A 14,577-nucleotide genomic window follows, 5' to 3' on the forward strand; every position below is an offset into this window, starting at 1 on the left:
GCGCTTCGCCATCGGCTGTCGATTGGCAGCGCGAACCGGCGTCAGTCGCAGTCGGCGCAGCGCCCCCGCACCTCGATCACGGGACGAACCGGTGTGAATCCAGCAGCTTGCGCGGCAGATCGCACTCCGCGGGTGACGCTGTCATCGTCCAGATGCACGGTTCGTCCACAGGAATCGCACACCAGAAAGATGCAGTCGTGCAGGCAATCGGGATGCGCGTTGGCGACGTAAGCGTTGGAGCTTTCGACCTTTCGCGACAGGTTCGCGGCGACGAACACGTCGAGGATGCGATAGATGCTGTTGGCGGCCACCCGCCGCCCCTCACGCTGCGACAATGCATCGGCGATGTCATAGGCGCTGGCCGGCTTGTCGAACGCCGCCAGCGCCGCGAACACGCTGGCCCGCATCGGCGTCCATTGCTCGCCCGCTTTTTCCAGCGTCGTCTGCGCGGCCTTCATCAGGTCGTCGCCTTGCGGCTCGTGGTGATCGTGATGCGCGTGGCTGGCCATGCTGCTGAAATAAGGTGCGCTCGCCCCCGCGGCAAGCGGCGTCAGTGCCCGGCGCGGCGGTTCAGGTCGTGCCCGAAGGCGAGCAGGCCGACGCCGATCACGGTCCAGAGCGTTTCCGCGCCATGGCCGCCCTCATGCGGCAGGCTCATCGCGCCCGCCATGATCCCCAGACCGAACGATCCCATTGCGGCGGGCATGATATAGCCATGCTCCATCACCCCCCGCCCCAGCGCCACCGCGCCGAGCAGGATCGCGATGCTGAGACCGATCTCGTGGAACAGCGGGTTAAGCAGCAGCCCGCCCGCCGCGGACAGCATGGCGAGCAGCACCGCACTCGCGATGCAATGGACGACGCACAGCCCCGACAACGCGATCGCCGCGCGATCGAGCCCCGCCCAGCCGAAGCTGCGCACGACCGAGGTCGTATGGGAGTGAGTCCTATGGTCCATCCGAGCCGACCATCTAGGCGCAGCCGCGCTGCGTTACAACATTACATCTCCGAATTTTACGGCAACAGGCGACGCCGTCACTGCGGCGCGCCGGGCCGGGCGAGCCGGATCACGCTATCGGGCTGTACCGACTGGATTCCCGGAATATGCGCCAACCTTCGCCGCAACGCCGCGCCGTCCCGGGGGCGTCGGGCCGTCACCGCAAATCCGCCGATGGTCGCATAGGAATAGAGGATCCTGCCGCCCGCGCGCTCGATCCTGCGCTGCACCCTCGCCCGCTTCGCGGACGTCGCGCAGTCGCACGACACGATGAACGTCGACGGACCGGACGCGCCGTTCGCCAACGGCCGGGCCAATAGCGGCGCGGGCACGCATGCGGCCGCCATCAGCAGCGTCAAGGCCCACCCGCGTCCAACCGGAATCGTCATGCCATCGTCCTTCCCGTGATATGGCGCGATGCTATCCGCCCCGGCTGTACCGGCGATGAAGCCACACGGCGGCGTCACCCCGCCGCATAGGTAACGCAGGCCATCACGCCGATCCCCGCCATGCTCGCCAGCCCCGCGCCATAGCCACGCGCGCCGCCGCGGCTGCGCGGCAGCAATTCGGACGCGCCGATGTACAGAAAGCCACCGGCGAACAGCGCGAGCAGCAACGACAGGTGATGCGCGTCGATGCGGATCGCCTGCCCGATCGCGACGCCCGCCAGCGGCGCGGCGGCATTGGCGATCAGCCAGCGGTGCGCCCGCTCCGGCCGGCACGCGGTGGACGATATCCCGATCATATTGGCGCCGTCCGCCATGTCGTGCGCCAGCACGGCCGCCGCCACCAGCCAGCCGGTCGACTGCGATACCTGAAAGGCAAAGCCGATGCCCAAGCCATCCATCAGACTGTGCAGCGCCAGGCTGACGCGCCCGACCATCGCCCCTCCGGGCAATCGGTGGAGCAGGATATATAGCGCCATGCCGATCGCGACCGCGCCAAACACCCATTCGCTCGCACTCCCGCCGCCCTCCACCGCTTCGGGCAACAGGTCGAGCAACGCCAGCCCCACCACCATCCCGCCGGTCAGCCCGAACAACAAGTCCCGCCGCCGCCCGAACTGCATGGCGAGCCGCCCGCCGGCATAGGTCGATCCGGCGGCGGCGATCCCCAGTAGATACGGGACCAGCATCACCGTGCCGCCCCCGTCGTCCCGAACGCCAGCGCGCCCGGCACTTGCACGTCGTCGTGCATCGTCACCTCCATGATATAATATATCATCCGCTAGGCGCGGTTGGAGGCATTGTCCAGTCGGCGGTGGGGCGCGGGTCATCGAACCCGCGCAAACGACACGCGATGCCGTCCTTCATTCCTCCCCCGCCAGGGGGAGGTGGCATGCCGCAGGCATGACGGAGGGGGAGGTCAGGGTGGCGCCCAGTTGGCGGAGACGTTCCTATCCGCCCCCTCCGTCACCGCCTTCGGCGGCGCCACCTCCCCCTGGCGGGGGAGGAATTATAGTACCGCTCCTACGCCGATCAGCACGTGCCGATCGATCCGCGCGTCATGACCCGTGTCAGCCCCCCGCCCCCGTCCCACCTATGCCGCAACCGGTTGCGACGACACGTCACCCTCTTCCGCAAACAGCCAGGCCCGCGCCTCGTCCTTGTCGGTGAAGAACCGGAACTCCGGGCGGTTGCGCGTCGCGCGGACCGCCTGCATCCGCGGCATGACGTCACCCGTGTACATGGCGACCCGCCGCGATCGGACGATCGGGTTCTCCATGATCTTGGTCAACGCCGCGATGACCTCCTGGCTCTGCGTCATCGCACCGGTGTAATCGCACAGGCTAATCGGCGCCCGCCCGGTCGCCTGGATACGGCGCCCCGCCTCGGTGACTGCGCGATGGAAGTCGCTGATGGTCTCGAGCGTCCAAAAGCCGAAGATTGTACTTTCGAAACAGCCGCGTTCGATGTCTACCGTCACGTTAAACATCGAAAACTCCCGCCCAATCCTGGACATGGTCTATCGCGATTTGGTTACGGGAAGGTGCATGCTCTATATGGACGCAAAATATCGCTGTCCTATTTGGGCAAAAGCGTGAACAGTCGGCATATGACTGATTCGGTCCGGCGCGATTCGTTGCCGGCATCCTGTTCCGTCGTAGGACGTCCCTCGCCGCTCCGGTCGATCCGCCCCGTCGCATGGGAGGGCTTCGGGACACACCGTATCGTCCACTTCGTCCACTTCCACGCTCGTTTTGGCGGTTTCGACGCCGCTGGTCGGCGGTCGGGAACAGGCGTATGAGCCTCGACATGCTTCAACCCAGCGCCGCTTTCCTTTCCCGTGCCCGCCCTCGCAGCGTGGCGCGATGGCTGTTCGTCGTCGCCGGCCTGATCGTCGCGATGGTCGTGATCGGCGGCATCACCCGCCTGACCGAATCCGGCCTGTCCATCACGCAATGGAAACCGATCAGCGGCACCATCCCGCCGCTGAACCAGGCGCAGTGGCAGGCCGAATTCGACAATTACAAACGCATCCCGGAATATCAGGCGTTCAACCGTGATATGACGCTCGCCGGGTTCAAGCACATCTTCTTCTGGGAATATCTGCACCGTCTGTGGGGCCGGCTGATCGGCATGGCCTTCGCGCTGCCGCTGCTGTGGTTCGCGGTGCGGCGCCAGATTCCGGCAGGCTATGGCTGGCGCCTCGGCGCGCTGCTGGCGCTCGGTGGTTTCCAGGGGGCTATCGGCTGGTGGATGGTCGCCTCGGGCCTGTCGGTCCGTACCGACGTCAGCCATATCCGCCTCGCCGTCCATCTGCTCACCGCGCTGACCATCCTCGCCGGCATCGTCTGGACCGCGCTCGACCTGATGGCGCTGCACCGCGATCCCTCGGCCCCGCCCGCGCGACTGACGCGCACCGCGGTGCTCGCGCTGGCGGCGCTGGTCGTCCAGCTCGTCTATGGCGCGTTCACCGCCGGCCTCGATGCCGGCTATGCCTTCGCCAGCTGGCCGCTGATGGGCGACGCGCTGTTCCCCGCGGGCGTGCCCATGGTCGATCCCGCGTGGCGCAATGCGGTCGACAATCCCGTCGTCGTCCAGTTCTTCCACCGCTGGTGGGCGTTCGCCACCGCCGCCGCGCTTGTCTGGCTCGCGATCCGTGCGACGCGCAGCGGCTCGAAGGCGGGGCTGTGGGTCGTGCTGCTCGTGACGCTGCAGATCGTACTCGGCATCGCCACACTGATGAGCGGCGTGCAGATCGACATCGCCGTCGCGCATCAGGGCAATGCCGCGCTGCTGCTGATCGCCACCGTCTTTGCCGCGCATGCAATCGGGGGCCGCGACCGCCGCTTCGCCTGACCAACGTCGGCCTGTGGTATTATTTTACCCGTCAGCAAACCCGCTGTTTGCTTGACTTTCGCGGGACCCTCCCGCATTGGCACGCTCAACCACGCCGCTTGGAAACAGGCGGCGTGTCTCGTTTCAAACCGAAAGGTCTCGCCCATGAAGGCGCTCATGAAGACCACCAAGTCGGCCAAGCCGCATGAGGTGGAAAAGAAGTGGCACATCATCGACGCCACCGACCTCGTCGTCGGCCGCACCGCGTCGATCATCGCCAACATCCTGCGCGGCAAGCACAAGACGTCGTTCACCCCGCACGTCGACTGCGGTGACAATGTGATCGTCATCAACGCCGACAAGATCCGCTTCACGTCGAACAAGGCGGCGAAGAAGGTCTATTACAAGCACACCGGCTATGCCGGCGGCATCAAGGGCATCACCGCCGCCAAGGTTCTCGAAGGCCGCTTCCCGGAGCGCGTTCTCGAAAAGGCCGTCGAGCGTATGATCCCGCGTGGTCCGCTCGGCCGCGAGCAGATGCGCAACCTGCGCATCTTCAAGGGTTCGGAGCATCCGCACGAAGCCCAGAACCCTGAGGTTCTCGATATCGCGGGCATGAACCGCAAGAACAAGGTGGGCGCGTAATGACCGACAATCGCCAGTCCCTTTCCGACCTCGCCTCGCTGACCCAGCAGGCGGCCCAGGCTCCCGCCGCCGCTCCGGCGACCAACGGTGCCGCCAATGGTGCCGAGGGCGAAACCGCCGCGCCGGTGCAGACCCAGCCGACCACGCCTCTGCGTCAGCAGGAACTCGACAAGTTCGGCCGCGCCTATGCGACCGGCCGTCGTAAGGACGCCGTTGCACGCGTCTGGCTGAAGCCGGGTTCGGGCAAGATCACGATCAACGGTCGTGACCAGGAAGTCTATTTCGCGCGTCCGACGCTGCGCCTCGTCATCAACCAGGTGTTCGGCATCACCGAGCGCGAAGGTCAGTATGACGTCGTCTGCACCGTCAAGGGCGGTGGCCTCTCGGGCCAGGCCGGTGCGGTCAAGCACGGCATCAGCCAGGCGCTGACCAAGTACGAGCCGATCCTGCGCTCGCCGGTCAAGGCCGCTGGCTTCCTGACCCGCGACAGCCGTACGGTCGAGCGTAAGAAGTACGGCCGCGCCAAGGCGCGTCGCAGCTTCCAGTTCTCGAAGCGTTAATCCGCGGGCGGCTTTGGATTGTTTCGGCAATCCAAAGACTCGCCACGGCGGCCAGCGAAGGCGGCATCGCTGCCTTCGTCTGACGTCACGGACTTGCTCCGTGACGGCACGGCCCGAAGCCAAAAACGAAAAGGCGGCCCGGCATCGGACCGCCTTTTTCGTTGCCGTCAGAATAACTTACGCACCGACAGCTTCGCGATCCGCCCATACCAGTCCAGAAACGACGGCTGGAAGGCATAGGGCGTCGCCCCGCTACGGTCCCGAACCTGCACCCGGTTGTTGAACAGGTTCTGCACCGTGAATTGCAGCGTCATCCGCTTCGTCCAATCGGCCTTCGGCGCCAGCTTGGCGGCATCGAACGTCGAATAGAGCGAAAAGAACATCCTCGGCGAAAAGCGCAGGTCGGCGCTCGGAATATCGCTGCGGATCCGGGTCGTCGACTTCCACAGGCCGAAGATGCCGCCCTGCACCGCCCCCACCGAACCGCCGATTGCCCCCTGTGCCTCGAACCGCGACCGCTCCTGCACGCTGCTCACCCCATCGCCGTCCAGCGCGTCGAACACCGGCTGCCCCGGCCGCAACCTCACCTGATCGTCCAGCCGCAGAGTCGCGGTAACGAAGCTGTACAGCGACGGCCGTTGCCGTTGCGGCGGCGGCGGGGCGGTGCTGCCGGCCGGCGCGGCAGGCGGCTTGGGCGCAGCGCCCAGCGGCGTCCACAGGTTGATCCGCCCCTCCAGCTTGCGCTCCCGTTCGAAGGCGACGTTGATCGGCCGCAGGTCCGCCGTCAGCAACTGGCCATCGGCATCGCGGCGAAACCGCTCCGGAAACGCCGCGAGCAGCGCGGGGCTTCCCCGGACGATGTTGACCGTCTGATCGTCGATCCGCGTCTCGATATAATTCAGCGCCAGCCGTAACTCGCGAGCCTTCATCGGCTTCCACGTTGCCCCCACTGTGCTGACGCGCCGCCGCTCCGGCGCCAGATCGGCATTGCCGCCACTCGTCAGGGTGACGAGCGCATTGGTGCCCGTCGCGAAGTCGAAGAAGGCGACGTTGGTGATCGTGACGACCGGCTGGGTCAATTGCGCAATGTCCGGCGCGTTCTGCGTCACGTTCAGCGACGCGGTGACCTGCACCGGCGAAACGGGGGTCCAGGTCAGCCCCAGATAGCGCGACAGCAGGCTCCCGTAATCCGACACCGACGATACGCCCAGCGTCGCATTGGCCGACAGCGTGCCGATCGCGCCCAGCACGCCCCGCTCCCGCGATGCGATCGGCAGATCGACGTTGGCGCTCGCGCTCCGCACCGACCGCGTCAGGCTCCGTGCGGTCCCGTCGCTCCCAGCCAGGGTGCCGTTGCTACCGGTGCGGGCATAGTCCGCGATCAGCGTCATCCGCGCCTCCCCCGCCGGCAGTCGCGCCACGGGTCCCGTCGCCGTCGCGTTGCTCGACAACGTCTCCGCGACGGATCGGCTGCGGCTGGTCAACCGGGTCGCGACGTCCTGCACCGCAAAGCCGCGAAACGGATCGGCGCCGGCCGTGATCGCCGCCTGGACGCGTGTCAGATCCACGCCCTGGTCGAGCATGAAGCGGGTCAGCGCCCGGTCGTAATTGCCGGTGACGGTCCACAGCCAACGCTTCACGCTCCCCTGCACCGTACCACCCGCGTGCAATTGCAGGCCCCCGCCCGACTGGCGCAGGACGCCGGCCTCCGGCAGATTGCGATACAGCAGCACGTCGGTGCCGAAGGGCGAATACGGGTTGCTACCCGGCACGCGCAGCACCGCGGTGGCGAGGCCACCCGGTCGCGACCCGCCCTTGGCGTCCATCGACAGATTGAGCGATGCCGTCACCGTCTTGCCGATCGGTACGGCCTGCGTCGCGTTGATCTTGACCTCGTCGTTCGATTGCAGCGCTCCATACGGCGCCATGTCGAACCGGCGCGGCACGTTCGCCGCCACGGCATAGGCCGACAATAGGCCACGCCGGGCCGGATCGAGCGGCACGGGCGCCGCCATCACGCGTTGCCCCGCCAGCGCGTCGAGCGTCGGCGACAGGCTGGCCCCGCCGATCCCGGTGACGTTGCCGGTCGGATCGAACAGGCTGTCGGGATCGGCGAAGGTCGGCCGCCGCGCATAGGGCAACGCGTCCTGGTGTAGATATTCGATCGTCGCGACGAAACGCCGGTCGCGATCGATCCGCGTCGGACTGAGCGACAGCGTCGCGGCGCTGCCACCACCATCGGTCGTGGTCGACGCGCTCTGCTCCACGGCCAGCGCCCGGAAATGCGGCTTCGTGACGAAATTGACCAGCCTTACGGTCGGCGGAAAGCCGAAGCGCGACGCCTCCGTTTCGGGCAGCACTTCGGTCCGCTCGATCGCCTCGGGCGGCAGCGTCTGCACCTCCTGATAGCCGGAGATGCGGCGCCCGTTGAGCAGGAACACGGGATCCGCGCCGCTTGCCGACGTGGTCAACGGCTTCAACTGACGCAGGATATCGTCGATATTGGTGCCGAGCGTCCGCAATTGCCCGGCGTCGAGGACAGCAACCGGCTCCACATCGCCGATCGCCGACCCACGTGGTCGCTTGCCGGTGATGACGATGTCGCCCGTCTTCCCCTCGTCCGCCTGCGCTGCGGCGACACCCGGAGCCAACATCGCAACGCCAGCGAGCACACGCAGACAGCCAAGACGCGAGTCGTGCATGACCGCTTCTCCCCCCAAAGCCCGGCCGCAATGCTCCAGACCGCCCCAATGTCTGGCAGGCAATTGCGGTGAAAGATTGGTCAGAAGCGGACGATACGTGTGCCCAGCCGCTCCGCTTCGTCGGGGTCGTGCGTCACCATCAGGATCGGCAGGCGAACCTCGTCGCGGACGCGCAGGATCGCGTCCATGATCTCGCCCCGCCGCGCCCGGTCGAGCGACGACAAGGGTTCGTCGAGTAGCAGGAAGGCGGGATCGCTGAGCAGGGCCCGCCCGATCGCCACCCGCCGCGCCTCGCCGCCCGACAACGTGCCCGGCCAGCGTCCCAGCAGATGGCCGATGCCCAGCATCGCGACAGTAGCGTCGAGGGCGCTCTCGTCCTTCGCCCCGTACAGCAGGTTCGCGCGCACCCGGCGGTGCGGGAACAACCGCGGGTCCTGAAAGACATAGCCCGCCCGCCGCCGCTCGGGCGGCAGGTCGATGCCGGCCACCGCGTCGAACACCACCGTGTCGCCGACCACGATCCGGCCTGCATCGGGGCGCAGCAGGCCGGCGACCATGTTGAGCACGCTGGTCTTGCCGATGCCCGAGGGGCCGAACAGCACCGTCAGCCCTTCGCCTACCGCCAGATCGATCGCGACGCGCGTGTCGCCCAGCGTCTTGGTGACGCGCACTTCAAAGGACATGCAGCCCCCGTCGCACGCGCCGGGTGAGCAATTCGGACGCCAGCAGCGCGATCAGGCTCAGCGCCACCGCGATCCCCGACAGCCGCCACACGCTCGGCTCCGCCCCCGGTTGCTGGAGTGCCGAATAGATGGCGAGCGGCAGGGTCTGCGTCTGCCCCGGCACGTTGGAGACGAAGGTGATCGTCGCGCCGAACTCCCCGATCGAGCGCGCGAAACCCAGCACCGCGCCCGCCAGAACGCCAGGCAGGCTGAGCGGCAGCGTCAGCGTCCAGAACACGCGGGTAGGCCCCGCCCCCAGCGTGCGCGCCGCGCTTTCCAGCCGCGGGTCGACCGCCTCGATCGACAGCCGCATCGCGCGCACCATCAGCGGCATCGCCATCACCCCCGCCGCGATCGCCGCCCCGGTCCAGCGAAACAGCACGCTGACCCCAAACCAATGTTCGAGCAGCGCGCCGGCGGGGCCGTTCGGACCGAAGGCAATAAGCAGCAGCCACCCCGTCACCACCGGCGGCACCACCAGCGGCAGGTGGACGATCGCGTCGAGCAGCAATTTGCCCGGAAACCGCCCGCGCGCCAAAGCCCACGCCAGCGCGAAGGCGACCGGCAGCATCGCCGCCACCGCCACCCCGCCGACGCGCAGGCTCAGCCCGACGATCCCCCATTCTTCCGCCGAGAGCATCAGCGGGGCAGGAACCCGTAACGGCGGAAGATCGCCTTGCCCGGCGCGCTGATCAGGAAGCGGCGGAACCGCTCGCCTTCCGGGTTCGTCGATCGGGCGAGGCGCGCGATCGGATAGGTGACGGGCGGATGGCTAGTCGCCGGAAACACGCCCGCGATCCGCACCTTTGCCGACGCCTTGGCATCGGTGGCATAGACGATCCCGAGCGGCGCTGCGCCGCGTTCGACCAATGTCAGCGCCGCGCGGACGCTGTCGCCGCGCACCACCTTGGGCGCGACCGCACTCCACACGCCGAGCGATTTCAACGCCGCCTCGCCATATTGGCCCGCCGGGACCGGTGCATCCGCCATGGCGAGCGGCCCCGCACCCAATACCCGCGCCAGCGCGGCGGGTGGGCGCACCGGGATGCGCACCGGATTGTCCTTCGCGGCGATGACCACCAGCTGGTTGCCGAGGAAGGTGACGCGGCTTGCCGGCACGATCAGTCGCTTCGCGGCGAGCGCGTCCATCCATTGCAGGTCCGCCGACACGAAGAGGTCAGCGTCGCCCCCCGCCTCTACCTGCCGCGCCAGAGCGGACGATGCGGCGAAGGAGATGACGGGCCGCGGATGGCCCCGCTTCGCCCAGGCGTCGGCGGCGGCGGTCATCGATTCCTGCAGACTAGCCGCCGCCAGCACCAGTGGCGGCTTGGCCTGCGCGATCGCCGGAGCGGCAGCGAACAGCGACGCCAAAAACAGCAACGGACGGATCATGCAGGCTCCCTAAACGCGTGCAACCGTTCGTAAACCTAGCGCGCCGGGAAGGCGATGCCATTCTGCCGACGTTTACCGGCTCACGGCACGACAGCCTATCGAGACATCGCCATGTCAGCCGCGCGCACGGCATGCATGAACGCGTCGAGCTTGGCAGCGTCGAGATGACCGTCCGTCCGCACGCCGGAGCACAGGTCGAGCCCATATGGCCTCACCTGGCGGATCGCCTCGCCCACGTTGCTAGCGGACAGGCCGCCGGCCAGAAAGACCGGACGCGTGCTCGCGCGGACGAACTCGGCGCTGATCGTCCAGTCATGCGCCCTGCCCGTGCCGCCCAATTCGGCAATCGCCGCATTCGGCCGGCCGGAATCGAGAAGGAATGCGTGGACATACGGCGAATACAGGGAGATCATGTCGAGCGCCTCGCGCCCCTCGACGTGGATCACCTGTACCCGACGGACGTGGGGAAGCCGCTCCGCAAGCTCACGGGACTCCGCGGCATCGATGTGCGATACGATTTGCACCGTCGTCGGCTGCGTTCGTAAAACATGCTCCGCGATCGCCTCAGCCGTGGTTTCCGACGTCAGCAGGAACGTGGCGACGGGCGGCAGGGCGGCCGCGGTGATGTCGGCGATCCGGTCATCGGGGATCGGCCCGGGGCCTGATGGCATCCGCGCCACCAGGCCCAATGCATCCGCCCCGGCGGCGGTCGCCATGTCCGCTTCGGCACGTGACGCGATGCAACACACCTTTACGCGTGTTCGGAACACGGCGCGCGCTCCCTCACCCCGCCTGCACGCGGCCGGTGCGTTGCAGCTTGCCCCAGCCGACCATCGGTCCGCGCATCGCCTGCGTGATCGCCTTCAGCACGACGTAATACATGATCTGGCGATAGCCGACGCGCTGCGGGATCAGCAGCCACAACAGGCTCCACTTCTCGCGCCGTTCCAATGCGAAGGCGACCGTTGCCGCCAACAGGTCGATCGTCGTGAACACCGCCCAGAAGGTCAGCATCGTGTAGACGTCGTGGCTCGTCTGCGCCCAGCCGTGCGCCTGCACGTCGAGATAGGTGACGACGAAGCTGACCAGCAGCGCCAGGTCGATGATCGGGCTGATCGCGGCGAGCAGGATCTGGAACACGATCGCCTGGGGCAGACCGACCCAGCCGAGCCCCCGCGGATGGCTGCTGCCGATCGCCGAGCGATGCTTCCACAGGCATTGCAGCGTGCCGAACGCCCAGCGGAATCGCTGCTTGGCGAGCGCGCGGAACGTCTCGGGCGCCTCGGTCCACGCCACTGCATATTGATCGTAGCGGACGGCCCAGCCCGCGCGCTGGATCGCGATGGTGAGGTCCTGGTCCTCGGCCAGCGTATCGTGCGGATAGCCGCCGACCTGCTGGATCGCGGCCAGCCGCCATGCGCCGACCGCGCCCGGCACCACGGTGATCGCATTGAGGCGCGCGAACGCCCGACGTTCCAGGTTCTGCGCAGTGATATACTCCAGCGCCTGCCACTTGGTGACGAGGTTCACACGGTTGCCCACTTTGGCATTGCCCGCGACCGCGCCCAGCTTCGGATCGTCGAACCAGCGAGCGAGGCGCGCGATCGTCGTCGGTTCGAACTGCGTGTCGGCGTCGAGCGCGATGACGATCTCGCCCTTCGCCTGCGCCAGTGCGGTGTTGAGCGCACGCGCCTTGCCGCCATTCTCCAGCGTCAGCAGGCGGACGCGCGGATCGTCGCCGAACGCCTCCGCCACGACGGCGGAGGTGCGGTCCTTCGACCCGTCGTCGATCACGATCACCTCGATCGCGACATCGGTGGAGGCGAGCACGCCGCGGACAGCGCGTTCGATCACGCGTTCTTCGTTGTACGCAGGGATCATCACCGTCACGAAGCGCGTCGGGTCGATCGCGGGGAACACCTCACGTCCCTCGCGCCGCGCCTGGATCAGCGCCAGGGCCGACAGCGCGAGCGCGCGCAGGATGCCGACGGTGATCGCGATCGCGAACATCCAGTGCAGCGCGACGACGATGAAGCCCAAGGCGCTGAACAGCCCGAGGTCGACACGCGCAGCGAGCTGATCGCTGGCGCTGATCGGCGGCATCGACGCATTGCGCGACAGGCCGGCGAGCGTCGAGACGGGCACGAAGTGATAGCCCATCGCCCGCAGCCGATCGATGATCACCGGCAGCGCCGCGACCGTCTCGGCACGATTGCCGCCGGCATCGTGCAGCAGGATCACATTGCGGCTGCAATCGACGGGCGAATCGTTGGTGCAATTGGCGGGACCATCCGTGACGCGCGCGATCGTGCGGTCGATGATCGCCTGCACGCCCGGCCGCTTCCAGTCGTCCGGATCGACGTGCAGACCGACCGAGACATAGCCACGGTTCTGCGCCTGGAGCACCGGCCCCAATTCGTCCGCGGTGCTTGGCTCAGCATCACCGAAATAGGGCGCGCGGAACAGGCGCAGCGATCGGCCGGTGAAGGCCTGGAACAGGCGCTGGTTGGCATTCAGCTCGAACAGCACCTGCCCCGGCGACGAGGTCGCGAGATTGGGGTGGGTATAGGTGTGGCTGCCGATCTCATGGCCTTCCATGATCATCCGCTGCAACAACGGCCGCTGCGTCAGCGCATTCTCCCCGACGATGAAGAAGGTGCCCGGGGCATGTTCGCGCTTCAGCACGTCGAGGATCTGCGGCGTCCACTTGGGGTCCGGTCCATCGTCGAAGGTCAGCGCGAGCAGCTTCTTGCGATAGCCGGTACGGTCCACCTCCAGCGGCGCCGGCAGGCGATCGAAGCGCACGTCGGTAATCGCGCCATTGGGGCCGGTGACGACCGACCGCTGGCCGGTGACGGGCGTGCCGGCCACCTTTAGGATTTCGCCCGGTCCTTCGATGTCGACGTCGGTGCCCGCGGGGATCGTATCGATGACACTGGCCGGCGGCAGCGTGCGATGATCGCGGCCGAACAGCTTCCACACGCTGGGGTCTTCGGCACCCAGGCGCCACAGCGCGATGCTGCCGATGCCCGCGCGCTGCAGGAAGGTCATCTCGTTATAGGCGGACGCCGCATCGAGCAGCCAGACGACATGGCTCTCGTCGCCTTCCTTATAGGCGAAGCTGCTGTTGCCGCTGACCGGATCGAAGGTCGGGACCGTGCCCGAATCGCGTGCGGCCTGCCACGCTTCCTCGACGCTCATCGCGTCGTTGCCGGCGGGCGACCAATTGTAGGCGTAGGAGCCGATCGCCACGACCAGCTTCTGCGGCGGGATCCCGCGCGAGGCATTGGCGACCTGTTCGACGAACCAATGCTGCGACGCGATCGGCCCCGGCTCGCCCGAGGTTTCATGCTCGTCATACGCCATCAGGAAAATCTTGTCGGTGACCTTGGCGTAGGCGGGCAGGTTCCATTCCGGATTGCCGACCGGCGCCGCGATCGCGACCACCCAGCCGCGCGGGGCGAAGCGGCGCTGCGCATCGGCCAGGAAGGCGCGGTAATTGGCCTGCGCACTGGCGGGCAGATTTTCGAAGTCGAAGAAGGCGCCACCCGCGCGATTGTTCGCGAGCCAGGGCACGAGCTTGTCCAGGAAGGCCGCGCGCGCCTTCGGATCGGCCATCAGCGCGGCGGTGCCCTTGCCGTCCCAATTGCCGTTCAGCGCATTCTGGATCATCGGCAACACCACCGGACGGTGGATCGCCTTGTTCAGGATGGTGCGGCCGGCGGTGTCGCGGAACACGGTGATCTGGTGGTTGGCTCCCGTCACCGACACCCAGCCGGGGATTACCCAGTCGAGCTGTTCGACATGGCGGCGAAGGCTCGCGGCGCTCGACGGGTCCCAGGGCGTGTGGAAGGCGATGGCCAGCGTCGGATTGCCCGATGCCGCGGGCTTGCGCGCCGCGGTGCCGAACAGCTTGTTCTCGTAATAAGCGATGCTGCGCCGCGCGCGCCGCAACACGCCGTGCGGCGCCGCCATCCGCTGCAACGGCGGCCGTTCGACCTCCACGGGCAGCAGCGGCGCGACCGGGACCGCGCCGATCGACACCGCGAACATCGCGACCGACAGCACGAGCAACAGGACGAACGCGACGACCGCCAGCGTAAACCGCCGTTTACGCCGACCGCTGGCATCGTAGAAAACCGAATTCTGGGACATTGGCGACACTCCGGCGCCCGCCATGCCCGACGATCGATGGCACGATCAAGACGTCAGAATGACAAACCGTTCATGCTGACGACGCCTATTGCTTCGCCTATCCGATTGCGTGCGACCATTACC

At 67.4% G+C, this 14,577-nt stretch carries 14 protein-coding genes; 3 read left to right on the top strand and 11 right to left on the bottom strand.

Going from position 1 to position 14,577, the window contains the following annotated elements:
- Positions 1-41: 41 nt before the first annotated feature.
- The 5 genes from SPHME3_RS0117975 to SPHME3_RS0118000 all read right to left on the bottom strand — a co-directional run bounded on the left by SPHME3_RS0117975 (position 42) and on the right by SPHME3_RS0118000 (position 2,932).
- Positions 42-509 carry a Fur family transcriptional regulator gene (locus tag SPHME3_RS0117975; RefSeq protein WP_017977944.1) on the bottom strand — a complete coding sequence of 156 codons (468 nt, stop codon included), beginning with the start codon at positions 507-509 and terminating at the stop codon, positions 42-44.
- 41 nt (positions 510-550) lie between these two features.
- Positions 551-922, bottom strand: coding sequence for a MerC domain-containing protein (locus tag SPHME3_RS0117980; protein WP_017977943.1), 372 nt, complete (start codon positions 920-922; stop codon positions 551-553).
- Between the two features lie 113 nt (positions 923-1,035).
- On the bottom strand, positions 1,036-1,386 hold the full coding sequence (locus SPHME3_RS0117985; RefSeq protein WP_020486406.1) for a hypothetical protein: 351 nt from the start codon (positions 1,384-1,386) through the stop codon (positions 1,036-1,038).
- 74 nt (positions 1,387-1,460) lie between these two features.
- A complete protein-coding gene (locus SPHME3_RS0117990; RefSeq protein WP_017977941.1) occupies positions 1,461-2,132 on the bottom strand; it encodes a ZIP family metal transporter in 672 nt (223 codons plus the stop codon).
- 404 nt (positions 2,133-2,536) lie between these two features.
- Positions 2,537-2,932, bottom strand: coding sequence for a hypothetical protein (locus SPHME3_RS0118000; protein WP_017977939.1), 396 nt, complete (start codon positions 2,930-2,932; stop codon positions 2,537-2,539).
- A gap of 308 nt (positions 2,933-3,240) precedes the next feature.
- Between SPHME3_RS0118000 and SPHME3_RS0118005 the strand changes: the two genes are divergently transcribed.
- The 3 genes from SPHME3_RS0118005 (at position 3,241) to rpsI (ending at position 5,483) form a co-directional block, all read left to right on the top strand.
- A complete protein-coding gene (locus tag SPHME3_RS0118005; RefSeq protein ID WP_018251128.1) occupies positions 3,241-4,299 on the top strand; it encodes a COX15/CtaA family protein in 1,059 nt (352 codons plus the stop codon).
- Positions 4,300-4,443: 144 nt separating this feature from the next.
- A complete protein-coding gene (gene rplM, locus SPHME3_RS0118010; RefSeq protein ID WP_017977937.1) occupies positions 4,444-4,923 on the top strand; it encodes a 50S ribosomal protein L13 in 480 nt (159 codons plus the stop codon).
- Positions 4,923-5,483 carry a 30S ribosomal protein S9 gene (gene rpsI / locus SPHME3_RS0118015; protein ID WP_017977936.1) on the top strand — a complete coding sequence of 187 codons (561 nt, stop codon included), beginning with the start codon at positions 4,923-4,925 and terminating at the stop codon, positions 5,481-5,483. The genes rplM and rpsI overlap by 1 nt, the downstream gene beginning before the upstream one ends.
- 167 nt (positions 5,484-5,650) lie before the next feature.
- On the opposite strand, the gene SPHME3_RS0118020 is transcribed toward rpsI, so the two are convergent.
- The 6 genes from SPHME3_RS0118020 to SPHME3_RS0118045 all read right to left on the bottom strand — a co-directional run bounded on the left by SPHME3_RS0118020 (position 5,651) and on the right by SPHME3_RS0118045 (position 14,454).
- Complete coding sequence (locus tag SPHME3_RS0118020) at positions 5,651-8,185, bottom strand: TonB-dependent receptor domain-containing protein (RefSeq protein WP_156002606.1); 2,535 nt, start codon at positions 8,183-8,185, stop codon at positions 5,651-5,653.
- Positions 8,186-8,265: 80 nt separating this feature from the next.
- On the bottom strand, positions 8,266-8,868 hold the full coding sequence (locus SPHME3_RS0118025) for an ATP-binding cassette domain-containing protein (RefSeq protein ID WP_017977934.1): 603 nt from the start codon (positions 8,866-8,868) through the stop codon (positions 8,266-8,268).
- Entirely contained in the window at positions 8,858-9,547 is a 690-nt protein-coding gene (gene modB / locus SPHME3_RS0118030; protein WP_017977933.1) for a molybdate ABC transporter permease subunit, read from the bottom strand. The genes SPHME3_RS0118025 and modB overlap by 11 nt, the downstream gene beginning before the upstream one ends.
- Positions 9,547-10,299 (bottom strand): molybdate ABC transporter substrate-binding protein, encoded by a 753-nt coding sequence (gene modA, locus SPHME3_RS0118035; protein ID WP_017977932.1) that lies wholly within the window; start codon positions 10,297-10,299, stop codon positions 9,547-9,549. Before modA ends, modB begins: the two co-directional genes overlap by 1 nt.
- 95 nt (positions 10,300-10,394) lie before the next feature.
- Positions 10,395-11,069, bottom strand: coding sequence for a phosphoribosylanthranilate isomerase (locus SPHME3_RS0118040; RefSeq protein ID WP_081609118.1), 675 nt, complete (start codon positions 11,067-11,069; stop codon positions 10,395-10,397).
- A gap of 13 nt (positions 11,070-11,082) precedes the next feature.
- On the bottom strand, positions 11,083-14,454 hold the full coding sequence (locus SPHME3_RS0118045; protein WP_017977930.1) for a glycosyltransferase: 3,372 nt from the start codon (positions 14,452-14,454) through the stop codon (positions 11,083-11,085).
- Positions 14,455-14,577: the final 123 nt, after the last annotated feature.

Source organism: Sphingomonas melonis DAPP-PG 224 (assembly GCF_000379045.1).
Taxonomy (GTDB): Bacteria; Pseudomonadota; Alphaproteobacteria; order Sphingomonadales; family Sphingomonadaceae; genus Sphingomonas; species Sphingomonas aquatilis.

Excerpts from the sequence above, each read along its gene's own strand:
- SPHME3_RS0117975 (WP_017977944.1), bottom strand. The coding sequence starts at position 509 with ATGGCCAGCCACGCGCATCACGATCACCACGAGCCGCAAGGCGACGAC.
- SPHME3_RS0117985 (WP_020486406.1), bottom strand. The coding sequence starts at position 1,386 with ATGACGATTCCGGTTGGACGCGGGTGGGCCTTGACGCTGCTGATGGCG.
- SPHME3_RS0117990 (WP_017977941.1), bottom strand. The coding sequence starts at position 2,132 with ATGCTGGTCCCGTATCTACTGGGGATCGCCGCCGCCGGATCGACCTAT.
- SPHME3_RS0118000 (WP_017977939.1), bottom strand. The coding sequence starts at position 2,932 with ATGTTTAACGTGACGGTAGACATCGAACGCGGCTGTTTCGAAAGTACA.
- SPHME3_RS0118005 (WP_018251128.1), top strand. The coding sequence starts at position 3,241 with ATGAGCCTCGACATGCTTCAACCCAGCGCCGCTTTCCTTTCCCGTGCC.
- rplM (WP_017977937.1), top strand. The coding sequence starts at position 4,444 with ATGAAGGCGCTCATGAAGACCACCAAGTCGGCCAAGCCGCATGAGGTG.
- rpsI (WP_017977936.1), top strand. The coding sequence starts at position 4,923 with ATGACCGACAATCGCCAGTCCCTTTCCGACCTCGCCTCGCTGACCCAG.
- SPHME3_RS0118020 (WP_156002606.1), bottom strand. The coding sequence starts at position 8,185 with ATGCACGACTCGCGTCTTGGCTGTCTGCGTGTGCTCGCTGGCGTTGCG.
- SPHME3_RS0118025 (WP_017977934.1), bottom strand. The coding sequence starts at position 8,868 with ATGTCCTTTGAAGTGCGCGTCACCAAGACGCTGGGCGACACGCGCGTC.
- modB (WP_017977933.1), bottom strand. The coding sequence starts at position 9,547 with ATGCTCTCGGCGGAAGAATGGGGGATCGTCGGGCTGAGCCTGCGCGTC.
- modA (WP_017977932.1), bottom strand. The coding sequence starts at position 10,299 with ATGATCCGTCCGTTGCTGTTTTTGGCGTCGCTGTTCGCTGCCGCTCCG.
- SPHME3_RS0118045 (WP_017977930.1), bottom strand. The coding sequence starts at position 14,454 with ATGTCCCAGAATTCGGTTTTCTACGATGCCAGCGGTCGGCGTAAACGG.